General features: G+C 65.3%; 17 protein-coding genes and 1 pseudogene. 11 read left to right on the top strand and 7 right to left on the bottom strand.

Features of this window, described 5'->3' with window-relative positions; translation table 11 throughout:
* The first annotated feature begins 237 nt into the window (after window positions 1-237).
* The 5 genes and pseudogenes from amrB to LT988_RS18340 form a co-directional block, all read left to right on the top strand.
* Entirely contained in the window at window positions 238-1,023 is a 786-nt protein-coding gene (amrB, locus tag LT988_RS18360) for an AmmeMemoRadiSam system protein B (protein WP_232406965.1), read from the top strand.
* Between the two features lie 34 nt (window positions 1,024-1,057).
* Window positions 1,058-1,630 carry an AmmeMemoRadiSam system protein A gene (amrA, locus tag LT988_RS18355; RefSeq protein ID WP_232406964.1) on the top strand — a complete coding sequence of 191 codons (573 nt, stop codon included), beginning with the start codon at window positions 1,058-1,060 and terminating at the stop codon, window positions 1,628-1,630.
* A gap of 69 nt (window positions 1,631-1,699) precedes the next feature.
* Entirely contained in the window at window positions 1,700-4,135 is a 2,436-nt protein-coding gene (locus LT988_RS18350) for a Lon protease family protein (protein ID WP_232406963.1), read from the top strand.
* Entirely contained in the window at window positions 4,132-4,938 is an 807-nt protein-coding gene (locus LT988_RS18345; RefSeq protein ID WP_232406962.1) for a hypothetical protein, read from the top strand. Before LT988_RS18350 ends, LT988_RS18345 begins: the two co-directional genes overlap by 4 nt.
* Window positions 4,939-5,034, top strand: a pseudogene (locus LT988_RS18340) (DUF1640 domain-containing protein); the annotation flags it as partial.
* 77 nt (window positions 5,035-5,111) lie between these two features.
* On the opposite strand, the gene LT988_RS18335 reads toward LT988_RS18340, so the two are convergent.
* A complete protein-coding gene (locus tag LT988_RS18335) occupies window positions 5,112-7,877 on the bottom strand; it encodes an AMP-binding protein (RefSeq protein WP_232406961.1) in 2,766 nt (921 codons plus the stop codon).
* Between the two features lie 185 nt (window positions 7,878-8,062).
* Between LT988_RS18335 and LT988_RS18330 the strand changes: the two genes are divergently transcribed.
* The 3 genes from LT988_RS18330 to LT988_RS18320 all read left to right on the top strand — a co-directional run bounded on the left by LT988_RS18330 (window position 8,063) and on the right by LT988_RS18320 (window position 14,552).
* A complete protein-coding gene (locus LT988_RS18330; protein WP_232406960.1) occupies window positions 8,063-10,927 on the top strand; it encodes an EAL domain-containing protein in 2,865 nt (954 codons plus the stop codon).
* Between the two features lie 77 nt (window positions 10,928-11,004).
* Complete coding sequence (locus LT988_RS18325) at window positions 11,005-13,593, top strand: circularly permuted type 2 ATP-grasp protein (protein WP_232406959.1); 2,589 nt, start codon at window positions 11,005-11,007, stop codon at window positions 13,591-13,593.
* Complete coding sequence (locus LT988_RS18320) at window positions 13,590-14,552, top strand: transglutaminase family protein (RefSeq protein ID WP_232406958.1); 963 nt, start codon at window positions 13,590-13,592, stop codon at window positions 14,550-14,552. Before LT988_RS18325 ends, LT988_RS18320 begins: the two co-directional genes overlap by 4 nt.
* Window positions 14,553-14,666: 114 nt before the next feature.
* On the opposite strand, the gene LT988_RS18315 is transcribed toward LT988_RS18320, so the two are convergent.
* Together LT988_RS18315 and LT988_RS18310 are read right to left on the bottom strand one after the other, a co-directional pair.
* Entirely contained in the window at window positions 14,667-15,218 is a 552-nt protein-coding gene (locus LT988_RS18315) for a gamma carbonic anhydrase family protein (RefSeq protein WP_232406957.1), read from the bottom strand.
* Between the two features lie 4 nt (window positions 15,219-15,222).
* Complete coding sequence (locus LT988_RS18310) at window positions 15,223-15,996, bottom strand: GNAT family N-acetyltransferase (protein ID WP_232406956.1); 774 nt, start codon at window positions 15,994-15,996, stop codon at window positions 15,223-15,225.
* A 245-nt stretch (window positions 15,997-16,241) separates the two neighbouring features.
* Here LT988_RS18310 and LT988_RS18305 point away from each other — a divergent pair, with 245 nt between their 5' ends.
* On the top strand, window positions 16,242-16,580 hold the full coding sequence (locus tag LT988_RS18305; RefSeq protein WP_232406955.1) for a hypothetical protein: 339 nt from the start codon (window positions 16,242-16,244) through the stop codon (window positions 16,578-16,580).
* Window positions 16,577-18,001, top strand: coding sequence for a cardiolipin synthase (cls, locus tag LT988_RS18300; RefSeq protein ID WP_232406954.1), 1,425 nt, complete (start codon window positions 16,577-16,579; stop codon window positions 17,999-18,001). Before LT988_RS18305 ends, cls begins: the two co-directional genes overlap by 4 nt.
* 84 nt (window positions 18,002-18,085) lie before the next feature.
* Here the strand turns inward: cls and LT988_RS18295 are convergent, their stop codons facing one another.
* Complete coding sequence (locus tag LT988_RS18295; RefSeq protein WP_232406953.1) at window positions 18,086-18,262, bottom strand: PLDc N-terminal domain-containing protein; 177 nt, start codon at window positions 18,260-18,262, stop codon at window positions 18,086-18,088.
* A gap of 191 nt (window positions 18,263-18,453) precedes the next feature.
* Between LT988_RS18295 and LT988_RS18290 the strand changes: the two genes are divergently transcribed.
* Window positions 18,454-19,005 (top strand): hypothetical protein, encoded by a 552-nt coding sequence (locus LT988_RS18290; protein ID WP_408648015.1) that lies wholly within the window; start codon window positions 18,454-18,456, stop codon window positions 19,003-19,005.
* Between the two features lie 78 nt (window positions 19,006-19,083).
* Here LT988_RS18290 and LT988_RS18285 read toward each other — a convergent pair whose 3' ends face one another.
* From LT988_RS18285 to LT988_RS18275, 3 genes are all read right to left on the bottom strand, one after another.
* Complete coding sequence (locus LT988_RS18285; protein ID WP_232406952.1) at window positions 19,084-19,380, bottom strand: hypothetical protein; 297 nt, start codon at window positions 19,378-19,380, stop codon at window positions 19,084-19,086.
* A 120-nt stretch (window positions 19,381-19,500) separates the two neighbouring features.
* Window positions 19,501-22,680 carry an efflux RND transporter permease subunit gene (locus LT988_RS18280; protein ID WP_232406951.1) on the bottom strand — a complete coding sequence of 1,060 codons (3,180 nt, stop codon included), beginning with the start codon at window positions 22,678-22,680 and terminating at the stop codon, window positions 19,501-19,503.
* On the bottom strand, window positions 22,677-23,912 hold the full coding sequence (locus tag LT988_RS18275) for an efflux RND transporter periplasmic adaptor subunit (protein WP_232406950.1): 1,236 nt from the start codon (window positions 23,910-23,912) through the stop codon (window positions 22,677-22,679). Before LT988_RS18275 ends, LT988_RS18280 begins: the two co-directional genes overlap by 4 nt.
* Window positions 23,913-24,023 lie beyond the last annotated feature (111 nt).

The raw sequence follows: 24,023 nt of genomic DNA, 5'->3' as shown, positions 1-24,023 counted from the left end.
AGTGTGGAAGACCCGGGGACGAATGCAAGGGTTCGACGCCTGCGCGACGCTCGATCCGATCCGGCAGCCCGGCCGGACGCGTTCGCGTGCCGGGTCGATCCGAAACGTCCGGCGATGCGTCCAGCCGTCGGGGCCGCCCGCGAGACTCCCGACACATCCCGACTATACTTTCGGTGTAAACCACAGGCTCGGAGACGGTGCTCGCCACCGTCGCCGCGCTCGCAGGAGGAACCATCCATGTCACTCTCGCGACGACCCGCGGTAGCCGGCCTCTTCTACCCCGGCGATCCGCACGATCTCAAACGCATGGTGGACGGCTATCTAGCGGAGGCGCATGCCCAAGACACACCGCCGAAGGCCCTGATCGCTCCCCATGCCGGCTACATCTATTCCGGGTCGATCGCCGCCAGCGCCTATGCCACGCTGTTGCCGGCGCATGCGGTGATCACCCGTGTAGTGCTTCTCGGGCCGGCCCATCGCGTGCCCCTGCGCGGTCTAGCGACCAGCAGCGCGGAGCGCTTCGAAACACCGCTCGGCGCGGTCGATCTGGATCGCGAGGCGATCGATTCGGCGCTGACGCTGCCGCAGGTTCGGGTCATGGACGAGGCCCATGCACAAGAGCACAGCCTCGAGGTGCAGCTCCCGTTCCTCCAGGAGGTGCTCGATCGTTTCACGCTGGTGCCTTTCGTCGTGGGCGACACAAGCCCCGCGGAGGTCGCCGAGGTACTCGATCTGCTCTGGGGCGGTCCGGAAACCCTGATCGTCATCAGCTCGGACCTCAGTCACTATTACGACTACGCCACCGCGAAGCGGCTCGACACGGCGACCTCCGCAGCCATCGAGGCACTTAACCCGCAGGACATCCAATACGAGCAAGCCTGCGGGCGCATCCCGGTGAACGGCCTGCTCGAGCTGGCACGGCGACGCGGCTTGCACGCACGCACGCTCGACCTTCGCAACTCCGGCGATACCGCAGGTCCGCGCGACCAGGTGGTGGGGTATGGCGCCTATGTCTTCCATTGAGGCCGAGGCCGCATACGGCGCGGAGGACCGACGGATGCTCCTCGGTGTCGCCGCCCGGTCGATCGAGCACGGCTTGAATCAGGGCAGTCCGCTGGAGCCGGATCCGCGCGACTATCCGGACGCGCTCCAAGCCGAGCGCGCAACCTTCGTGACGCTCGAAATCCACGGGGCTCTGCGCGGCTGCATCGGCATGCTGGAGGCGATCCGACCGCTGGTCCTGGATGTCGCACACAACGCCTTCGCGGCGGCCTTCCGAGATCCGCGTTTCCCGCCGCTGACGCGCGCGGAGCTGCCGCGGATCGAGATCCACATCTCGGTGCTGACGCCGCCGCAGACCATGCGGTTCAGCTCGGAGGCCGACCTGCTCGGGCAGATCCGACCCGGGATCGACGGGCTGATCCTGGAAGATCGCGGTCGGCGGGGAACCTTCCTGCCCTCGGTTTGGGAGCAATTGCCGGACCCCCGGGAATTCCTCGAGCACCTACGCTACAAGGCGGGTCTACCGGGGGGGTATTGGTCGGATACCCTTGCGGTTTCGCGCTATACGACCGAATCGTTCGGCACCTCGATCGACGAGGCCTTCGGCGAGGGCCTTCGGACCGTATGAAGCGTCGTCTTCTCGAATGCCGTCTCGGAGCCACGGGACGTCGACCTTTACCCTGATGCGAGCCCGATCATGGCCATTGCTTCACTCGAATCAAGCGAACTCTATCGACGCTGCGACCCTGAACAGCTGCTCTTCGAGACCACGGCGGATCTGGAGGTGCGCGACGGACTGATCGCGCAGGATCGCGCGATCGCGGCGGTTCGTTTCGGGATCGGCATTCACCACGAAGGCTACAACCTCTTCGCGCTCGGCCCCTCCGGAACCGGCAAGTACGCCTTGATCCGTAGGGCGCTCGAGGAGCGCGCACGGGGCGAAGCGGTTCCGCCGGACTGGTGCTACGTCTTCAATTTCGAGGACGCACATCGCCCGCGCGCGCTGCGTCTGCCGCCGGGCAAGGGTGCGGAGCTCAGACGCGACATGGACCAGCTGGTCGAAGACCTCCATCGGGCGATCCAGGCGCTGTTCGAGAGCGACGAATACCGCACCCGCACTCAGGCGCTCGAAGAAGAGCTCGAGGAGCGCCAGGAGCGGGCCATGAGCGAGATCCGCGAGCTGGCCAAGGAGAAGGATGTCATTCTCCTGCAGACCCCGACCGGGTTCACCCTCGCGCCGTTGCGTGACGGCAAGCCGCTCGGACCGAACGAGTTCCATGCCTTGTCCGAGGAAGAACGCGCCCGGATCGAAGAGGACATCAACAGCCTTCAGGCCGAGATGCGCAAGGCGTTGCACCAAATGCCGCTCTGGAAGAAGCGCTCGGACGAGCAGATCGAAGCACTCAATCGCGAGATGGCCGCCGCCGCGATCCAAAGCCTGATGGAGGGACTCAGCGACAAATACGCCGACCTCCAGGCGGTCGTCGACTATCTGAGCCAGGTTCAAGGCGATGTCGTCGAAAATTTCCGCCAGTTTCTTCCGGATCACGACAAGCAACCGCAGTTGCTCGGGATTTGGATCCCGCAGAACGCCGACGGCCCACCCTGGCATCAACGCTACCGGATCAACGTCCTCCTGGGACACGACAAGAACGGCGGCGCCCCGGTCGTCTACGCGGATCTGCCGGCACACCATCAGCTGGTCGGGCGCATCGAGCACCGCGCCCATCTCGGCGCGCTGGAGACGGACTTCACCATGATCCGCGCCGGGTCGCTGCATCAGGCCAACGGCGGCTATCTGATCGTCGATGCACTCAAGCTGCTGATGCAGCCCTTCGCATGGGAGACCTTGAAGCGTCTCCTGCAGGCCGCCGAGATCCGAATCGAGTCGCTCGCGCAGATCACCAGCCTCATCAGCACCCTGTCGTTGGAGCCCGAGCCGATCCCCCTGGATGTGAAGGTCGTGATGCTCGGCGAGCGGCACATCTACTATCTGCTCTGCGAGCTGGACCCGGAATTCAGCGAGCTGTTCAAGGTCGCGGTCGATTTCGAGGATCAGCTCGAGCGCGGTCCGGAAAGCCATCTGGTCTATGCGCGCTTCATCGCCTCCGAGGTGCGGCGGGCGGAACTGCACCATTTCGACCGCGCCGCGGTCGCTCGGGTGATCGAGCACAGCGCACGCTTGGCCGACGACAACGAGCGGCTCACCAGTCACATGCGCTCCATCGGCGATCTGGTACGTGAAAGCGATTATTGGGCCAGGACCGCAGGGCGCGAGACGGTGGGGGCAGAGGACGTCCAACGCGCCATCGATGCCAAGATCGAGCGCGTCGACCGCATCAGCCGACGGATACGCGAAGAAACCACCCGCGGGACCATCCTGATCGAGACGCGCGGCACCAAGGTCGGTCAGGTCAACGGGCTCGCGGTCATGAGTTTGGGCGGATTCGCGTTCGGACATCCGAGCCGGATCACCGCACGTGTACGACTCGGCAAGGGCGAGCTGATCGACATCGAGCGCGAGGTCAAGCTCGGCGGCCCGATCCATTCCAAGGGCGTGCTCATCCTCCAAGGCTTCATCGCCGGGCGCTACGCACTGGACTATCCGCTTTCACTCTCGGCCAGCCTGGTGTTCGAGCAGTCCTATGGGGGCGTCGAGGGCGACAGCGCCTCCTCCGCCGAGCTCTACGCCCTGCTCTCCGCGCTCGCCGATCTGCCGATCAGCCAATCGCTTGCGGTCACCGGCTCGGTCAATCAGCTCGGCGAGGTCCAGGCGATCGGCGGGGTCAACGAGAAGATCGAGGGCTTCTTCGACGTCTGCGCGGCGCGCGGTTCGGTCGACGGACAAGGGGTTCTGATCCCCGCATCCAACGTCAAGCATCTGATGCTGCGCAGCGACGTGCGCGAGGCGGTCGCTCGGGGCCGGTTCGCGGTCTACCCGATCGCGAACATCGACGAGGGGATCGAGATCTTGACCGGGATGCAGGCCGGCGAGCGCGCGTCCGATGGGACCTTCCCCCACGGCAGCGTCAACGCGCGCGTTGAAGCGCGCTTGGTCGGCTTCTCCGAGCGCTTGCGGGCCCTGCATGCACAGGACGCCAAGACGCGAACGGACGCGGGGAACGAACCATGAGTGCGGAAGCACCACAGGAGCGGATCCGCCGCATCGCGGTCGCACTGGACGCCTCCCCGCACAGTCTGCAGGGCTTGGCGTTGGCCGCCGGCATTGCCGCCGCCTTGAACGCCGAGCTCGAGGGCGTTTTCATCGAAGACACCGGGCTGCTGCGTCTCGCCGGGCTCCCCTTTCTGCGCGAGCTGCGCCTCGCGACCCTGTGCGAGAGCGCCCTGGACGCCGAACGGCTCGAACGCGAGCTGCGCGCGGCGGCCCGCGGCGTTCGCGAACGGCTCGAACGCACCGCTGTCGAGCTGGGTGTGACCTGGTCGTTCCGGGTCTGGCGCGGCGATCTCGAGGCCGAGATCCTGGGTGCCGCACTCGATGCGGAGCTCTTCGCACTCGGGCGCATCGGACGGTTTGCCCCGCTGCGACGACGGCCGCGGCCGATCGCCCCCAAGCCGCGAAACGGCGGTCTCCTCGTCGGCGTACTCTATTCCGGCAGCGAAGGGGCAACACGCGCCCTCTCGATCGCCTTGGAGTTGGGGATCCGCCATGCCGCGAGTCTCGTCGTCTTCCTGCAGCCCGCGATCTCCGCAGATACGGCGACGCTGCGTGACCGCGCGCTCAAGCAGCTCGCAACCCTGCGCGAGCAGACCCACCTGGTATCGCTGAAGGCCGCCGACGCGGCCGGTCTCGCGGCGACGGTCCGGAATCTCGGCGTCGATTTGCTCATCCTCGACGAGACCAATCCGCTCCTGGCGCGCGCCTCGCTCTGGACCAGTCTGGAGACCCTAGGCTGTCCGGTGGCGATAGGACGCTGAGAGATCGTGCGCTCCAAGGTCGATCTACTCAAATGGCTCATCCCGTTGATGTTCGCCCAAGTCGCCGCGATCGCCGCCTTGGTGAAGCTCCTCTGACGCCGCGCCGTCAAGGCCGCGGAACCCTTGCATGAAGCATGAAGCGGCCGGCCGACTGCCGGATCCAGCTTCAACCCTCAGCCGTTCACACGCTCCGAAATCCACGCGTGCGCCCGGTCGCGCAGTCCGATCGCGGCTTCCCAATCGTCCCCATCGGGCTGGATGGGCGGACCGATCAGGACCTCGGCGTGTCCGGGACGGGGCGAAAAGCGGTCGCCGGGCATCAGCTCGCGCGTCCCTCGCAGCACCGCGGGGACAAGTGGCACCCCGGCCCGAGCGGCGGCGGCGAAGGCACCCATCCGAAAGGGCAAAAGTCCGGGTTGCTCGCGAAAGGTGCCTTCGGGAAAAAACGCCAAGGTTTCTCCGCGGGCCAGCGTCTCGGTCAGTCGGGCGGACTCGGCACTCCCGGCGTGCGGATCAAAGCGATCGACGAAATTCGCGCCCATCCGCCGCATGAAGGTCGCCACGATCGGGCGCGCGAGGAGCTCGCTCTTCGCGACGAAGCCGATCGGACGCCCCACCGCCTCAGCCAAGGCGAGTCCATCCAGATAGCTCTGATGATTGGCGACGAGGACAAAGGGATGTCCGGCGGGCGGGAGATGCTCTCGTCCCGTCACTGTAAGTCGTAAAAAGGTCAGCCGGCGCAGGAGCCGAATCCCCACCCGCGCCAATGTCCACCGCAGACGTGCACTCGGGCTCGCCATAATCCCGATCCAGAACCAGGGCGCAATCAGGTAGAACACCGCCCATGCGTAGCCCGCGTACAGTTGGCCCGGCAGGCCCAGGATCCGTGCGCGAAGTCCGGACCCCGCAACCCGCATCAGCTGCCAGACGGGGCGACGCACCTGCTCGGATAGCTGGCCGGCAAGATACCGATCCCGCGTTGCCGCGCGTCGCAGCTTGCCGCTGGAGGTCTTGAGCACGGCACGCGGCGGTACCAGGAGCAACTCGTCGGGCGGCAGTCCGAGAACGTCGGTCGCGCGCTCGCGCAGTTTGCGGGCCAGCTCGTCACGCCGCACCGGGTCGCGCTCCTTGCTCTCGGCCAAGATCACCAGGCGCTCGCTGCCCAGCTCCGGATCCAATGCGGCGAAGGCGACCACGCAGCCCTTGCGCACGCCGGGGACCTCGCCGAGTGCCTGCTCGACCTCGTAGGGGTAGATGTTGCGCCCGCCGCGGATAATGAGATCCTTCACACGACCGGTCAAATGGATATCGCCGCCCGCCAGATAGGCCCGGTCGCCGGTCGAATGCCAACCGTCGTGGATAAGCGCCCGGGTCGCCGCCGGATTGCGATAGTAGCCACGGGTCGCCGATGGCCCCTGGAACTCGAGCAGACCCTCATGGCGCTCAGGCCGCTCGCGCCCCCCTTCGTCGACCACGCGGACCCGATAGCCGGGGAGCGCGCGACCGCAGGCGACCACCTCCATCGCCTGCGGATCCTCGCAACCGACCGCCAACGCATAACCCGAGCGGGAAAAGCGGTCGCGATCGATACAATCGATCCGAGGCCCACGCCCCGCCGGCGGAAAGGCCAACCCGACCGCGGCCTCCGCCAACCCATAGACGGGCGCAAGCGCATCGGCGCGCAGACCGGCAGGGGCAAAGCGCTCGGCGAATCGACGTAAGGTCTGCGGACTCACGGGCTCCGCGCCATTGAGCGCCCAACGCCAGCGGCTCAGGTCCAGATCGGCGATCTGGGCGTCGGTGATCCGGGTCAGACAGAGCTCATAGGCAAAGTTGGGGGCCGCCGAGATCGTCCCTCCGTGACGATGGATCGCTTCCAGCCAACGCACCGGACGCGCCAGAAAGGCAAGCGGGGACATGGAAACCAAGGGGATGCCGTAGTAAAGGCTGCCGAACCATGCGCCGATCAGACCCATATCGTGATAGAGCGGCAACCAGCTCACGAAGACGTCGTCCGGTGCGACCTGCACGACCTCGCCCATGGCGCGGATGTTCGCGAGGAGGTCGGCATGGGTCAGGACCACACCCTTCGGATCCCCGGTGCTCCCGGAGGTGTACTGGATAAAGGCGATATCCTCGGCCGCGGGGCGCGCCTGGGTCTCGTCCGGGGCTTCCTGCTCGAGATCCTCGAGCGTCAGCACGCCTCGCAGCGAGCGGACCTGAACCCGCATGACGCGGGCGATGGCCCGCGCCTCCGGGACCGTAATAAGAAAAGCCGTACCGGCGTTGTCGAGAATCCGTGTGTGACGACGCAGGTGCTCCTCGATCTGCTGGGGCCGGCTCGGCGGGTAGATGGGGACCGGCACGCCGCCTGCCATGAGGACGCCGAAGAAGCTGTAGAAATAATCCGGCCCTGTCGGAAGCATCAAGGCCACCGTCGCGCCCGACCGCAATCCGGAGGCTTTCAGCCGGGCGGAGACTCGTGCGGCGCCCTCCGCGAGCACGCGATAGCTGATCGGCCGGGTGCCTGTCTCCGACCCCTCGTACAGGATGTGGACCCGGTCCGCATGGTCTTGCAGGTGTCGATCCAGGACATCCAAAAGGGTTGCAGCGGAGAACGGGTGCCCCCCGACCGCCGGCTCCGGAGCGACGGCGAAACCGGCGTCGGGAGCCGCTTCTGGCTCCTCGAGCAGGAACCCCAAAAGGTCGCGTGCGGTCGGCGCCAGGATCGCCTGTTCCGAGAGCCTCACCCCGAGACCCTTCTCGACCCGCGCGATCAACTCGGATCGACTCAGACTATCGAACCCGAGGTCTGCCTCCAACCGCGTATCCAAATCGATCCCGTTCGGGGGAACCGGCACCCGAGACTCGCGTGCGAAGCTCGACAGGATCGACAGCAGTCGTTCCGCGCGCGCGTCGTCCTGTGTGGATCCCGTCATGGACGATTCCGGTTCTTAGAAGGCTGTGGTCCGAACTCTTTCCCAGCCGCAAGTCTTACACGAAAATCTGTTGAGGATAACCCGCCAGGGGGCGAGCCGCGAAGGTGAATAGTTACAATAACCCTACTACTCTTCACGTATACAATGTTTGATCGGTCGCCATCGTCCATCGCAACTTAGCTCTCATGCATCGAGATCAGGACACAAAAGAGCACACCAAGCGTGTCGACTCGGCGCTGCAGTACGCCGTCGATCTCGTCAGGCTGCTCGACGCGCTGCCCTGCGGTGCCTTCGTGCTCGACGCGAGTCAACAGGTCGCCGCGGCGACCCGTGTCTTCTCGACTCTGCTCGGCTACCCGCAAGGCGTAACGCGCTCCGTCGCGTTCAGAGATCTGGTCGACGCCGAGGATGCAGCGCGAATCGACGATTTTCTGGCCACCGGCGAGGCCGAGATGACGCACGCCGTATCTCTGCGGACCCATGCGGGTCGTTCCCTGAGCAGACTCATGCGGTTCGCGCGTCTCGCCTCGGGCGAGGCGCCCGCGGCTTGGGTGGTCGGCATCCTCATCGAAGAGCGCGCCGTCGTGCCCCCGCCGGTTGAATCAAAGCTCCCCGCAGACGAGGCGCAGGCGTTCGCTGGGGTCGCCAACTGGGAGGTCGACGTTGCGACCGGTCGCACCCTGGCCTCGCGGACCTGGTACGAGATCTGGGGCCTCGAGCCGGACACGGATGTCACCCTGAATGCCGTCATGCAGCAGATCCATCCCGACGACCGCGATGTGGCGCGCATAGCGGTGCAGCAGGCCATCGGGGCTGCCGTCCCTTTCCGTTTTCGCCATCGAATCATCCGACCCGACGGCACGCTGCGCTGGGCGGAGAGCGCCGGCCGCTTGGAGCTTGCAGGCTCGGACGGCGCACCTAAGCTCACCGGCGTCGTCCTGGATATCACTCAACGCCGTGCTGCCGAAGAGGCACTTGCCCGATATTACGACATCGTCTCCGCGTCCCCCGATCGCATCGCCTTCCTGGACCGGGCCGGTTGCCTGCTCGCGGCGAATGCGGCCTTCCTCGAGGCGATCGGGCAGACGCGGGAGAAGGCGGTCGGGCGCCCATTACAAGAGGTCGAAGGCCAAGGTCCGCTCAGCGATCTCGTGTATCGCAACCTCGGGCGTTGCCTCGACGGGGGGCACCCGGTCGTCGACGACATCTACGAGAGCAGCCCGAACGGTCAGGCCCACGAGTCCGAGGTCAGGCTCTTTCCTCACCGCGACGATGAGGACAAGGTGACGGGTATCGTCGTCAACATTCGCGACGTGACCAGCGTGCGTGACTCCGAGCGGCGTCTGCTGCAATCCGCTGTGGTCTATGCCGCAACCTCGGACGGCGTCTTGATGACGGACTCGGACGGGCGCATCGTCGCCGTCAACGCCGCGTTCAGCCGAATCACGGGCTATGCGGAGGCCGAGGTCCTCGGCCGCAAGCCGAGCCTGCTCAACTCGCATTGGCACACCAAAAGCTTTTTCACCCGCATGTGGCGTCGCCTGATCAAAGAAGGCGTCTGGGAAGGCGAGATCTGGAACCGCCGCAAAGACGGCGAGATCTATCTACAGAGACTCCATATCCGACGCATCCTCGATGGTCGCGGCAAGGTCACCAATTTCGTCGGCGTTTTTGCCGAGCGGCCCGTCTCCGCCAACGGTCCGAAGCACGTCGAGTACCTTGCCCACTACGATCCCTTGACCAAGCTGCCCAACCGCCTGTTGTTCGACTCGCGCCTGTCCTATGCGCTGGACCCGGCACGGCGCAATCGCACCCCGGTTGCACTCTTCCTGCTCGACCTCGACCGTTTCGCAAATATCAACGCAAGTCTCGGCCACCAGATCGGCGACGAGCTGCTGCGTACGGTCGGGCTGCGCCTGCGCGAGACTATTCGCCCCGCCGACACCCTGGCACGGTTGAGCGGTGATCAGTTCGGACTTCTCTTCGAGGGAATCCAGACCCCGACAGAGGCGCAGGAGATCGCACGACGCCTGCGCTCGGCCCTGCGAGCACCGATGACGGTGCGCGGACATCAGGTCTTCGTCACCATGAGCATGGGGATCGCCTTGGAGTCATGCCTGGACAACGACACCGAGGTGATGTTCGCCCATGCCGCCACGGCGCTCGACAACGTCAAACAAGACGGACGCGATGGCTTCCGGATCTATTCGGAACCACCGCTCGGCACATCGACAGCGCGTCAGCGCCTGACCGAGATGCTGCAAACCGGGCTTGAGGGGGGCGAATTCGAGCTACTCTACCGACCGCGCGTCCACCTGGAAACCGGGCGTTGGCCGGGCGCCGAGATCCGGGTGCGATGGCATCAGGCGGAGCTGGGGCTGGTCGCGCACGAACGGCTCCTCGCGCTGGCCGAATCCGCCGGCATGACGCTCGAGCTGGGCCAGTGGATCCTTGCCGAGGCGTGCCGTCAGTTGCGGGATTGGAGCCTCAGGGGCATCCCGATCGGGATCCTTACCGTGAGCATCTCGGAGACCCAGCTGACGCGTTTCGATCTGGTCCCGTCACTCGAACGGCTGATCCGGACCAACGAAATCGACCCCGCGCACCTTGAGCTGAGCTTCGCAGAGTCCCTGCTGTTCAAACATCCGGAGCAAGCCCGCGAGGTCCTCAACGGTTTGTACAGACTCGGTGTGGGCGTGACCTTGAGCGAGATCGGCACGAGCTGGCTTGCGCCGCAGCTTCTGCGTCGCCTTCCCATCCGCAGACTCGAGATTCATCGCAGCTTCGTGGACGCCATGCCGGACTCGCCCGACGATCTGGCTGTGGTCCAAGCCCTGATCGCCATGGCCCAAGCATTGGACATCGACGTCACGGCAGACGGGGTGCGTGACGACCGCCAGCGTTTTATCCTGCTCAACATCGGGTGCCTGGAGGCGCAGGGCGACCTCTTCGCTCCGCCGCTCAGGGCTCCCCACTACGAGCGCTGCCTGCTCCAGATCCCGGAACCCCCGTCCGACGCGCCCGTCGAGCCCCGTCTTCCGCTCGTATGACGCCCTAATCGCACCTTGCGACACCCGGGCATGACGTGTCTAATCCAGGGCCAACCTCCCGGAAAGAGCCCAGGCCCATGTCTGTCCCCGACCTGGCACCCTTACTCGAGCAGTCGGGTTTGGTCGATGCCTACACGCCCTTGCCCGAGCGCTACGACGAGATGCGTACGGCCGAGGGCGAGGTGCGCCCGCACTGGCAATATGTTCTCGATGCCTTGCGAACGCTCGGGCCGAGCGGCATCGAGGCACGTTGGCGCGAGGCCACACGGATGGTCCGCGACAACGGCGTCACCTACAATCTCAACGCCGAGCCGCGCGGGATGTCCCGCCCTTGGGAGCTGGATCTGCTGCCGCTGCTCATCCGCAGCGAGGAATGGGCCGAGCTCGAGCGCGGATTGATTCAGCGGGCCGACCTGCTCAATCAGATCCTGCTGGACCTCTACGGGCCGCGCAAGCTGATCCGCAGCGGCATCTTGCCGGCCGAACTGTTCGACGCCAGTCCCGAATATCTGCTGCCTTGCCACGGTGTCGAGGTCGCAGGTCATCGACCCCTGATCCAATACGCGGCCGACCTGACCCGGACGACGGACGGGCACTGGCGGATCATCGGCGACCGCACCCAAAGTCCGCTCGGATTCGGCTATGCGCTCGAGAATCGCGTCGTCTTGTCGCGCGTTCTGCCCAGCATGTTCCGGGATTCACATGTCCATCGCCTTGCGGGGTTCTTCCGCTCGATCCGGCGGACTTTGACGCGTCTCGCACCGCGCCGGGCGGAACATGCGCGCGTCGTGGTGCTCACCCCGGGACCGGAGAACGAGGCCTACTTCGAGCACGCCTATCTGGCCAATTACCTCGGGTTTACGCTCGTCCAAGGTGGGGACCTGTCCGTGCGCGACGGGGCGCTGTGGCTGCGGACACTGGGAAGGCTCGAGCGCATCGATGCCGTCCTGCGGCGCGTCGACGACGGTTGGTGCGACCCCCTGGAGCTGCGCGAAGACTCGTTCCTCGGCGTGCCGGGCTTGGTCCAAGCGGTCCGGGCCGGCAACCTGGTCATCGCCAACGCCTTGGGGAGCGGCGTCCTCGAACATCCGGCGCTTCCGGCCTTTCTGCCGAGCCTGTGCCGAGAGCTGCTCGGCGAGGAGTTGCAGATCCCGGATATCCCGACCTGGTGGTGCGGCGATCCGGGATCGCTGGTCCGGGTCTTGGACCGTCTCGACCAACTCGTCATCAAACCCCTGAACAAACGTCAGGGTCAGCGTTGTCTCTTCCCCGAGACCTTGGATGCGCCCGCCCGCGCCGCGCTTCTTCGGAACATTCAGGAACGCCCCGGCAGCTACATCGCGCAGGAGCGGGTGAAGCCGTCGACCGCCCCGGCGCTCATCGGACAGCACCTCGAACCCAGACCCAGCGTACTGCGGACCTTTTTGACCGCCGAGGAAGACGGCTACGCGGTCATGCCCGGCGGACTCGGGCGGGTCACCCCGACCAGCGATGCCGCGCTCAACTCCAACCAGCTCGGCGGTCTGGCGAAGGACGTCTGGGTCGTCGCCTCGGAGCCGGAGCGCCAGGAAAGCCTGCTGGTTTCGGCCGAAATGCATACGCCGGCGGTGACCCAGGAGAGCGAGGTCTCCAGCCGAGTCGCCGACAATCTGTTCTGGATCGGTCGCTATGCCGAGCGTGCCGAGGGACTGGTGCGGCTGCTGCGGATCACCATCTTCAAGCTCTCCGAGCGCAGCGATTATGCCACCTCGACGGGTGACTCCTGTTGTCTGCGGTCGCTCCTGGAGGCACTGACCAACCAGACCCAGTCGTTTCCCGGCTTCATCGGGACCGGCGCGGCCGAGCGTCTGCGCAACCCCGTGCCCGAGATGCTGTCTCTGATTTCCGACCCCGCACGCCTGGGCGGTCTCCCGCAGACGCTCCAGGCCCTGGGGCAGGCCGCCTATTCGGTGCGCGACCGTCTCTCCGCAGACACCTGGCGCATCGTGAGCGACATCGAGGCCCACCTCGGCAATCTCACACATGAACCGCCCGGTCAACTCTCGCTCGCGCTCGACGAGCTGGATCCGCTGATCACCTCTTTGGTAGCCTTCTCGGCACTGACCCAGGAGAACATGACCCACAACGAAGGCTGGCACTTCCTCGAGATCGGACGTCGGCTCGAACGCGCCGCCTCCACCGCGAGCCTCCTGCGCTCCATGCTGGTTCCGATCGCCGGCGAGCAAGACGAAAACATGGTCATCGAGGCGGTTCTCGGCGTCACCGACAGCCTCATCACCTATCGCCGACGCTATCGCGCCGGCACCCGAATCGGCGCACTCCTGGACCTGGTCTTTCAGGACGAGGGCAACCCGCGCGCCCTCGCCTATCAACTCGTGCAGCTCGAACGTCTGGTCTCGGAGCTGCCTCGCGGCGATATGGCGGTCGGACGCACGGCGGTCGAAAAACACGTCCTCAAGGGGCTCACCGGCATCCGCTTGGCCGAGATCGACAGCATGGTTCAGCCCGACAAGGCGGGTTCCCGTCGGGCCGCGCTGGCGGCGATGCTGGCCGAGCTGGATCGGCAAAGCGCCGCAATCTCGGACGCCATCACCGCGCAGTATTTCAGGCACGAAGAGCAGCCGCACAGCCTGCTGCGCCGAGCCGCAGCGAGGGGTGCCGCATGAGATTCCGGATCAATCACGTCACCCGCTACGAGTATGCCGAGCCGGTGTCGCTGTGCCACAGCATCGCGCACCTGAAGCCACCACAGACGACGCGACAGCGCTGCCTCTCCAGCCAGATCCGGGTCGATCCATGGCCGGCCGTTCATCGCGAACACGAGGACTTTTTCGGTAATCGGGTGAGCTATTTTTCGATTCAGCAGGCCCACGATGCACTCGAGGTCCGTGCCCAGAGCGAGGTCGAAGTCGTCGCGCCGACCTTGCCGCAACCCGAGGCGACTCAACCCTGGGAGCGGATCGTCGATCGTCTGCACGATCGCTACGACGAACCCATGACCGACCTGCGGATCTTCACCCTCCCGTCACCGCTCGTTCCGCCGGATCCCGACTCGCGCGCCTACGCCGCCGAATCCTTTCCGCCGGGACGCCCGATCCTGGAGGCGACGATCGAGCTGATGGGGCGTATCTACCGCGACTTCGTCTATGATCCGACCTCCACGACCATCGCCACACCGCTCGGCGAGGTCATGGAGCAGCGCAAAGGCGTCTGCCAGGATTTCGCACATGTCGCCATCGCCGGTCTACGCGGACTTGGACTCGCGAGCCGCTATGTCAGCGGCTATCTGGAAACACTCCCCCCGCCGGGCCAGGTCAAGCTACAAGGCGCAGACGCCTCGCATGCCTGGTTCTCGGTGCTCATTCCCAACCTGGGTTGGATCGATTTCGACCCCACCAACGACCAGATCCCCGGAGAGCAGCACATCACGACCGCCGTCGGTCGCGATTTTCAGGACGTCACGCCGCTGCGCGGGATCTTCTACGGCGGGGGAACCCACGAGCTGCGGGTCGCAGTGGACGTCAATCGCGTGCCGCCTCCCGACAGCGAGGCCTCCGATCTCGGAGAGCCGCCGGCCACAGCCCTACGGCCCGCGGCGCCGTCGCCTCAGTCGCCGAGTGGATAGAACGCGCCGCGACCCGTCCGACCGGCGACATCCCCAACCGCCCGCTTGACCGGACGAGTCGAGCGCAGCGACGCCAAGCTTTCCGAACGCAAGCATTCCGCCTGTCGCCCCGGCCTATTTCGTCGATGCGACAGTCGATTCCGCTCGATACCGGGCTGCCAACCGCACATAGTTGTGCGCCGCATACTCCAGGTACTCGCGCTCCCGATCCGTCAGCGGCCGTACCCGCCGCGCCGGTGCGCCGAGCCAGAGATAGCCTCCCTCCAAGATCTGACCCGGCGTCACCAAAGACGCGGCACCGAGCAACGTATATGGCTCGAGCAGCGCACGATCGAGCACGCGAGCACCGATGCCGATCAGACAGTGATGACGGATCTCGCATCCGTGCAACACCACCTGATGACCGACGGTGACATCCTCGTGCACGATCAGCGGTGCCCCTCCCGGCATGAAGCGGCTGTCGTGCGAGACATGCAAAACGCTCCCGTCCTGAATGTTGGTCCGCGCGCCGATCTCGATACGATGGATATCCCCTCGGATCACGCATCCGGGCCAGACGGAGGCGCATGGGCCGAGCGTGACCTCGCCGATCACGACCGCGGTCTCGTCGACCCAAGCGGACGGATCGATCTTTGGACGTGCGTCTTCGAACGAGCGAATGTGCATCACTCTATCGGCTCTCGATACGACTCGTGAAGACCTGATCGTACCAGACCGATGCCGCGGTCTCGAAGAAGGCGAAAGCGGCATTGGACGCGCGCTCCCATGAGCTGGTCCACGCGTGCGGCACCGGCGGCGCGGGGCGACAGGGAACGGTTTCCGAGGCGGCCCCGGGACGCGGCTCCCGTAGGCCGTGGTCGAACCCCGCATCGCCACGGATCGAATTGGGTTCGGCAAGCCCGCAGTCATACTCAAGCGTGCCGTCGTCCAACCAACTTGCACGGCCGCCCAGCCGTTTGGCCAGAGCGCGCATCCCTTCGTTGTCGGCGAGGACCTCGCAGCGAAAACGGCGGATCCCCTGCTCCCGCGCCTTCACGATCAAGTACTCCAGCAAGACGGTTCCCACGCCCTTTCCTTGCGCCCGGTCGACGACCGCCATCGCCAGCTCCGCCGTCTCCGATCCCGGCGAGGAACGAATGCACCGAGCCACACCGAATACCTCGGCTTCCCCACCCGACATCGTCTTGTGCACCGCCGCAAAGGCCAGATGATCGCGTCCGTCCGCTCCTGTCAGATAGACCAGATCGGATTCGGTCAATGCGCGCTTCGCCCCGAAAAACCGCAATCGGCGCGACGCATCCGAAAGACCCTCGAAACAGGCTGTCACGATCCCCGGATCGTCTCCCTCGATCGGGCGAATCCGACACACGGTACCGTCCTTCAGGCGCACGGCCTCACCGCGGGTCGCGGCTCGACCGTGGGCACGCTCGATCATGATCGTCATGGCAAGGCTCTCCGGCTTCTCGACGCACCGACCCGAGACGTTACCCCGGCCGGTCTTCGAGACCGACACCGGGCATCCGAGCTTTATTGTGCACTGCAACATAAGATGGCGTCGTGCAGCCATGGTTCAATCCGAAACAACACAACGGCAGGGCATGCCCCGCCGGAGGCGATTGATACCGAGCACACGTGGGCTCGGTATCATGCACAATAGGCGTTTTGGAAGACCCAGAGGCGAGGACGCGCATGAGCAAACGATTTCCGTTCACCTGGGCTGCGGCAGGTCTCGGCCTGGTCCTGGCGCTCGTGCTTGCGCTGGGCGGAGGTTCGGGCGGCTCGCCGGGCGGCGGGATAGACACTCAGTCAGCGCGCGGGATGCCCTTGCTCACCCGCCTCTTCATCGGCGAATTCGGTTTTCTGATCACGGCCGCCGGCGCGTTTTGGGGCTTCAAGCACCGACGGAGCCAAGGCGCCGAGATTGCGACCCTGATCGCAGCCCTTGCCTGTATCGCCCTGGCCATTGCCTTTATGGTCATGGGAATCGGCCTCTGGACCGAGGCCTTCCCGGGAGGGCCGAATCCATGATCATCCTGTTTGTACATCTGCTGATCCAGATCGGACTGGTCGTGCGCGTGCTGCTGCGGGCGAATCGGCAGCCGGCATCGCGGATCGCTTGGGTCGTGGTCATCCTGGCCGTTCCGGTGGTCGGGGCAGTCGCTTACGTCCTGCTCGGAGAGGTGAATCTCGGGCGACGCCAAGGCGAGCGGATGCGCCGCATCTTTTCGCGGGTTCCCGAATTTGCGAATGATTTCGATCGCCAGCTTGTGCCGCCGGAGATCCCGGACACCTATCGGCACCTGTTTCGACTCGGTGAATCCATCAGCGGCTTTGCCCCGATCGGCGGAAACAGGGCAACCCTGATGGCGGACTCCAACGCCGCGATCGACGCCATGGTCGCGGACATCGACGCCGCAACCGATCACGTCAACCTGAACTTCTACATCTGGTTGCCCGACAACAACGGGCTGTCGATGGTCGCGGCCCTCGAGCGTGCGGCCCAGCGCGGCGTCACCTGTCGGGCCATGGCGGACGATCTGGGCTCGCGCCGGCTGATCCATTCGATCCATTGGAAGCGGATGGCGGACGCGGGCGTGAGCCTAGCGCGCGCACTGCCGATCTCCAACCCTTTGCTGCGCCCGCTCGGAGGCCGCATCGATCTGCGCAACCATCGCAAGATTCTGGTGATCGACGACAGCATCACCTATTGCGGCAGCCAGAACTGCGCCGATCCCGAGTTCCGGATCAAGGCAAAATATGCCCCCTGGGTCGACGCCATGGTGCGCTTCGAGGGACCGATCGCACGTCAGAATCAGATCCTGTTCGCGAGCGACTGGCTGGCGCACGTGGACGACGGAATCGATGCGCTGCTGCGGCGTCCCGTACAGGCGTCGAGCGAGGGATTCGCGGCACAGGTGATCGGCACTGGACCGACAGTGCGTGCCTCGGCGATGCCCGATCTGTTCGCGTCCTTGATCCACACCGCACGCGAGGAATTGGTGATTTCGACACCTTATTATGTCCCGGACGAATCCATGCAGACCGCCCTCTGCGGTGCAGCCTATCGGGGCGTGAAGACCAGCATCCTCTTCCCGGCCCGCAACGACTCCTTCGTTGTCGGCGCAACCAGCCGGAGCTATTACGCCGACCTGCTCGCCGCCGGTGTGCGGATCTTCGAGTTCGAAGGCGGACTCCTGCACACCAAGTCATTGACCCTGGACGGGGCGGTCACCCTGATCGGATCGGCCAACATGGACCGGCGCAGCTTCGAGCTCAACTTCGAGAATAATATCCTCGTCTACGATCCGGCACTCACGGCGACCATACGCGAGCGCCAGGACAGCTATATCGCCCGATCCCGCCCCGTCCACGCCGAGACGGTCGCAGCGTGGGGACCGGGCCGGCGCCTCCTGAACAACAGCATCGCCATGTTGGGGCCGATCCTCTAAACCGCGTCCCCGCTAGGGGCCATGGATGCATCAAACGTCGAGTTCACTCGAAAGTGAGCATCTCGCCCTGGACGCGGTTTCAGCTCAGCTCGGCCCGAACAGGAGCCAGAGGATCAGACCCACGACCGGCAGCAGGAGGACGAGCGCGATCCACAACACCTTCGACCCCGTGCCGGCGGAGCTGCCGACGATCTTGACGATCGCGTAGATCGTCAAGATCAGGTGAATCAAACCGAGAATGCCTGTGACTTCGATCTGCATCGATGAACTCTCCATGAGGGTGCGATGTCGGGGTGCGAAAGGCAGGAGCGGACTCGTCGCGAAGAGCCCGCATCGATAATAGCTCAGTCCCCGTCGCTCGGGTCGGGTGCGGCTGGGCACGACCTCAGGCTGGAGGCATGGCCGGGACGACCGGTTGGGCTTCCCGATATTTCGAAAGAGGAGATTCTCCAGTGTCCACCCTTCCGGAACGCCGCGAGCAGATCCGCCTGGTCCATGCGACCTTCATTCGCCAAGTGGTCGCGTTGACCCAACGCCCGGAGGGCCAAGCCGAGCTCGAGGGTCTGCTTGCAGAGGCCGAGCAACAGGGTTGGAGTGGGCTTGTCGCCGTATTGCGCCGCATCGCCAAAGGGGAGCGCTCGCCCGCGCTCTTGAGTGGTCTCGACGAGGAAGATCAGGTCATCGTGGAATCCGTCCTGCGCGGACTCCAAGACCCCTCCAGTCTGCCGGATCCGAGTCAGGCGCACGACCCGACCCTCGCCGCACCTGGCCTCGCGCACATGATCCACGCCGCGCGCACCGATCCACAAGCGCTCGTTCTGATCGGCAACATGGCCGATCAAATGAGCAAGGTCGGGGGCAGCATGGCCCGGCTGGCCGGTGTTGTCCGCCCGCTGATCAACGGGGAGCGCAACGCGGACCAACTGTGTCGCGGGATGGACACACAGACCCGACAACTGGTGTTGGAGATCCTCGGCGAGCTTGGGAAATTGGAGGCGCATTGAGACCGGCTCGGCCGTCTCGACACCGCCGAGCGAAACGACGCGGGCCGATTTTCCGAATCCAGGATCAACCCACGACGACTAATCAATGGTCTCCGGGATATACCCCGGCGCATTGGGACCCATGTTCTTCTCGCCCTCCTCGGCCTCCTCGTAGGGATCGCCGATCGCATAGGGTTCGCCGGCCGCGACCCCCGCGGCATTCGCCGGGTTGTCGATCACGCTGTCTCCGACGAGATCCCCGTCGGAGACGTTCACGCCTTCGACGACGACCTGGTCGCCGCAGCCGGCAAGGAGGAGAAGCGTGAGGACCAGGCTCGGCGCCAAAGCCCGAGACGAGAACCGGCGGTGTTTGGATCGGGTATCGGCGTGGGTCATGGTTGCTCCGTTGCGTTTAAACCGCGCCCGGCGCGGTATGCATCATGTGTTGGAGTGGCTTGGCCGCGCCGGCGCCGACGACGGTCGGAGCTGGCGCGGGGAAACAGGCGCCATCGGACGTCACGAGACAGGAGCCTCGTGCTCCGGACCCGGACCCGGACCCGGACCCGGACCCGGAACCGGATCCTGAACCTTGACACCCCCGTGGACCTTCTCGCGAAACCGTTGGAAGACCACGTAGAGCATCGGGATCAGGAAGATGCCGATCAGCGAGGCGGCAAGCATACCGCCGAAGACGGCGGTGCCGACGCCGCGCTGACTCGCCTCGCCGGCACCGCTGGCGATAATCAAGGGGACCAGGCCGAGGATAAAGGCAAAGCTGGTCATGAGGACGGCACGGATCCGCAGACGCGCCGCCCTTGTAGCGGCATCCAGGATCGAGGCCCCGGACGCGCGCTGCTCGATGGCGAATTCGACGATGAGGATCGCGTTCTTGCTCGCCAGTCCGATGAGCACGACGATGCCGACCTGCGCATAGAGATCGTTTGAGAGGCCCGCAATCCAGAGTCCGCAGAGTGCGCCGAGTACCCCTACCGTCACGCTCAGGAGCACGACCGCCGGCATCGACCAGCTCTCGTAGAGCCCGACCAGGAAGAGATAGGCGAACAAGACCGCCAGCGCCAACACGATCGGGGTCTGCCCCCTAGCCTCCCTTTCCTGAAAGGCGGTGCCCGTCCACTCGAACCCGTAGCCCGCCGGCAAGGTCGCCGCGGAGATCCGCTCCATTGCCGTCAGGGCATCGCCCGAGCTGAAGCCGGGCGCCGGCTCGCCCTGAATCGTCACGCTGCGATAGTTGTTGTACCGCTGCAGGAGCTGCGGCCCCAGGATCAGCTCGGGGCTCAGCAGTGCGCGCAGCGGCACCATGTCGCCTCGGTCGTTGCGCACGTGGATCCGGTAGATGTCCTCGACGCTCCGGCGATCCGCCTCTCTCCCCGCCACCTGAACCTGCCAGACCCGCCCGAACCGATTGAAGTCGTTGACATAGTAGCCGCCCAAGGTCGCCTGCAGCGCGTTGAAGACGTCGCTGATGCGCACACCCAGGGTCTGGACCTTTTCACGATCGATGTTGAGAAACACCTGCGGGTTATCGGTCGCCCAGGTCGAGAATACGCGCGAGAGTGCGGGATCCTGATTGGCGGCGAGGATCAGTCCGCGCATCACCCCGGCGAGCGCCTCGGGGGTGCGACCCTGCAGGTCTTCGAGCTGGTATTGAAAACCTCCCCCGGTTCCGAGACCGACGATCGGCGGAAGGTTGAAGGGCATGACCCGGGCGCTCGGGATGCCGATCGTTTGGGCCGCGATCCGATCGATGACGGCATCGACCTTGAGATCCGCCGTGGTGCGCTCCTCGAAGGGCTTCAGCCGCCCGATCACGGCCGCGGAATTGGAGAGCACCGCCCCGTCGAGGATGCTGAAGCCCGTGATCGTGACCACGTGCGCGACCGCGGGATCCGCCTCCACCAGCGTCTCGAGCTCCTTCACCACCTCGAAGGTGCGGCTCACCGAGGCACCTTGAGGCAACTGCACATGGGCCATAAAGGCCCCTTGATCCTCTTCCGGGAGGAATCCGGTCGGCGTGATCTTGAACAGCCAGCCGGTCGCAAGCCCGATCCCCAGGATCAGCACCACCACCAGCATTGCAACACGAACCAGCCGCGCGACGATCGCGGCATAGCCGTCGCGGACCCGATCGATACCGCTCATCACGTAGCGCATCGGCCCGCGTCGATGACCGCCGGGCTTGAGCAGGACCGCGCACAGCGCCGGAGACAGGGTCAGGGCATTGACGGCCGAGATCAGCATGGCGAAGGCGACGACGGCCGCGAACTGCTGAAAGAGCTGTCCGGTGATCCCGGGGATGAAGGCCACCGGCAGGAAGACCGACAGCAGCACCAAGGTGATGGCGATGATGGGCCCGGTGATCTGGCCCATCGCCTTCTTGGCGGCCTCGCGCGGCGCAAGCCCCTCCTCCTCCATGATGCGCTCGACGTTCTCCACCACCACGATGGCGTCATCGACCACGATCCCGATCGCCAACACGACGGCCAACAGAGAGATGGTGTTGGCCGAAAAACCGATCGCGAGCAGGAAGGCAAAGGTCCCGATCAAGGCCACGGGCACCGCAATCAACGGGATCAGAGTGGCGCGCCAGCTCCCGAGAAAGAGGAACACGACCAAGATCACCAGAACGAATGCCTCGAGCAGGGTATGGACGACCTTTTCGAGACTTGCGTTTACGAAGTCCGTCGTGTCGTACACCAAGGTATAGGCGAGATCGTCCGGGAACCGCTCGGCGAGCCGATCCATGGCTGCCTCGACACCGTCGGCGACGGACACCGCGTTGGCGCCCGGCGCGAGATAGATTCCGATGGCGGCCGCATCCCGTCCGTCCAATCGGCTGAAGGAGTCCGACTGGCGCGCGCCGAGCTCGACGCGTCCGACATCCGAAACCAGCACGTTCGAGCCGTCCGGGTTGGCCCGCACGACGATGCGCTCAAACTCGGCCGCATCGGTCAAGCGCCCGCGGGTCTGGAGCGTAATTTGGAACTGTTGGTCGGCCGTCATCGGCTGCGCGCCGATCCGCCCCACCGCGGCCTGGATGTTCTGGCTCTGGATCGCCGCGATCACGTCGGCCGGCGTGAGCGAGAGCGCGGTCAGTCGGTCCGCGTCGAGCCAGATCCGCATGCTGTAGTCGAGCGGCCCGAACAGCGACGCCTGTCCTACACCGGGCACGCGCGCCAAGGTGTCGACGACGTTGATCGTCGCGTAATTGCTCAGGAACAGCCCGTCGTAGGACCCCTTCGGCGAGCTCAGCGCCACCACCTGCAACATGGCGTTGGATTTCTTCTGGACCGTCAACCCCTGACGCTTCACCTCTTCCGGGAGCTGGGCCATCGCCAGATTAGCCCGATTCTGCACGTTGACCGTATTGATGTCGGGGTCGGAGCCGAGCGCGAAGGTGACGGTCAGCGAGTAGCTGCCGTCGTTGCCGCTGGTGGACTGCATGTAGAGCATGTTGTCCACGCCGTTGACCTGCGACTCGATCGGCTGAGCGACCGTCGACTCCACGACCGATGCGCTCGCGCCCGGATAGGCCGCACTGACCGAGACCTGCGGCGGGACGATGTCGGGGAACTGGGCAACCGGGATGCGGGTGATGGCGATGAGGCCGGCCAGCGTGATCACGACCGAGATGACGATCGAGAGCCGCGGCCGATCGATGAAGACATCGGAGATCATTGCTCGAGCGCTCCGGCGGCGCTCGTCGCAGGCGCGGCGCTCACGGCCTGACCGGGTCTCACCTGCTGGATCCCCTGCGTGATGACGAGCTCGTCTTCGTTCAGACCCTCGGTGACGATGACATCCGGTCCCTTGGTCTGCCCCGTCTCGATGCGGCGCATTTGGGCCTTGCCGTCGGCATCGAGGATCATGACGTAGATACCTTGCTGATCAACCTGCAGGGCCGATTGGGGGATCAAAATCGCCGATTCGGGTGCGCCCGCTTCGAGCAGGACGCCGACATACTGGCGGTCGACGAGGATGCCGTCCGGGTTCGGCAGCTCGGCGCGCAGGGTGACCGAGTCCGTCCCCGGGTCGGTGGTGACGTCGACGAAATCCAAACGACCCGAGTGCTCGTAAAGTGTGCCGTCCGGAAGACGCACACGCACCTTCACCTCGCGAGCGTTGCCCCCTTTTTTCTCGATGGTTTGGCGCGCACCGAGCAGGTCACGCTGCGTCACCGGGAACTGCACGTAGATGGGATCGCGACTCACGATGGTTGCCAAGGTGCCCGAAGAGGGACCGACCAAGTTGCCCACCGTATAGCTCGCAAGTCCGATGCGTCCGGCCACCGGCGCCGTGATCGTCGTGTAGCTCAGATCGAGCATGGCCTGGGTGAGGGCCGCCTGAGCGAGCGTAATGCCCGCCTTCGCGATGGAATCCGCCGCCTGCAACTCGTCGACCGAGGATTGCGAGATGTTCTTCGCCTTCACCAACTCCAAACCGCGCGCCAGCTGGGCCGCAGTGTTGAGTTGATCGGCTCGTGCCTTTTCCAGATCGGCTTGGCGCTGCTCGACTGCAGCCGCATACTGCCCGGGCTCGATCACGAAGAGGACATCTCCGACCTGGATCTCCTGGCCCTCGGCAAAACGGCGCTCTTCGAGGAAACCCTCGACTCGGGCACGCAGATCGACCCGGTTGACCGCGATCACTCGACCGACGAAGGATGCCTCCTCGTCGACAACGCGGGACTCCGCCGGGACCACGACCACGGAAGGCGGCGGCATCTCCGGCGCGGGGGGATCGGGTTGGCCGCAGCCCGACAGGGTCAATCCACCGAAGAGAACGAAACAGAGCAGCCGCCCGAGCCGAACCGAGATATCCCGGATTTCAAAGAGGCCGGTCGAAGGATCCGAACCCAAATTCGAGCGAGGTTCCAAACCAAGCTGCGAGGCACGCACGGTGCAGGACATCGTCAGGCATCCTTGATGAAGGTCTCGAAGGACGAAGTCTAGCCGAAAAGGGTCTCCAGCGGCCGATCGACGAGCCGCTGCGATCAGGCGCGGTGCGTCGGGGGCATGCTA

It is taken from the genome of Thiocapsa bogorovii, assembly GCF_021228795.1.
In the GTDB taxonomy this organism is placed as follows: domain Bacteria; phylum Pseudomonadota; class Gammaproteobacteria; order Chromatiales; family Chromatiaceae; genus Thiocapsa; species Thiocapsa bogorovii.
Note: the sequence above shows the minus strand (reverse complement) of the source record. Positions and strands in the feature narration are given on the sequence as shown.

Excerpts from the sequence above, each read along its gene's own strand:
- LT988_RS18335 (WP_232406961.1), bottom strand. The coding sequence starts at position 7,877 with ATGACGGGATCCACACAGGACGACGCGCGCGCGGAACGACTGCTGTCG.
- LT988_RS18310 (WP_232406956.1), bottom strand. The coding sequence starts at position 15,996 with ATGACGATCATGATCGAGCGTGCCCACGGTCGAGCCGCGACCCGCGGT.
- LT988_RS18305 (WP_232406955.1), top strand. The coding sequence starts at position 16,242 with ATGAGCAAACGATTTCCGTTCACCTGGGCTGCGGCAGGTCTCGGCCTG.
- cls (WP_232406954.1), top strand. The coding sequence starts at position 16,577 with ATGATCATCCTGTTTGTACATCTGCTGATCCAGATCGGACTGGTCGTG.
- amrB (WP_232406965.1), top strand. The coding sequence starts at position 238 with ATGTCACTCTCGCGACGACCCGCGGTAGCCGGCCTCTTCTACCCCGGC.
- LT988_RS18280 (WP_232406951.1), bottom strand. The coding sequence starts at position 22,680 with ATGATCTCCGATGTCTTCATCGATCGGCCGCGGCTCTCGATCGTCATC.
- LT988_RS18345 (WP_232406962.1), top strand. The coding sequence starts at position 4,132 with ATGAGTGCGGAAGCACCACAGGAGCGGATCCGCCGCATCGCGGTCGCA.
- LT988_RS18285 (WP_232406952.1), bottom strand. The coding sequence starts at position 19,380 with ATGACCCACGCCGATACCCGATCCAAACACCGCCGGTTCTCGTCTCGG.
- LT988_RS18350 (WP_232406963.1), top strand. The coding sequence starts at position 1,700 with ATGGCCATTGCTTCACTCGAATCAAGCGAACTCTATCGACGCTGCGAC.
- LT988_RS18275 (WP_232406950.1), bottom strand. The coding sequence starts at position 23,912 with ATGTCCTGCACCGTGCGTGCCTCGCAGCTTGGTTTGGAACCTCGCTCG.
- LT988_RS18325 (WP_232406959.1), top strand. The coding sequence starts at position 11,005 with ATGTCTGTCCCCGACCTGGCACCCTTACTCGAGCAGTCGGGTTTGGTC.
- LT988_RS18315 (WP_232406957.1), bottom strand. The coding sequence starts at position 15,218 with ATGCACATTCGCTCGTTCGAAGACGCACGTCCAAAGATCGATCCGTCC.
- LT988_RS18320 (WP_232406958.1), top strand. The coding sequence starts at position 13,590 with ATGAGATTCCGGATCAATCACGTCACCCGCTACGAGTATGCCGAGCCG.
- LT988_RS18330 (WP_232406960.1), top strand. The coding sequence starts at position 8,063 with ATGCATCGAGATCAGGACACAAAAGAGCACACCAAGCGTGTCGACTCG.
- LT988_RS18295 (WP_232406953.1), bottom strand. The coding sequence starts at position 18,262 with ATGCAGATCGAAGTCACAGGCATTCTCGGTTTGATTCACCTGATCTTG.
- amrA (WP_232406964.1), top strand. The coding sequence starts at position 1,058 with ATGCTCCTCGGTGTCGCCGCCCGGTCGATCGAGCACGGCTTGAATCAG.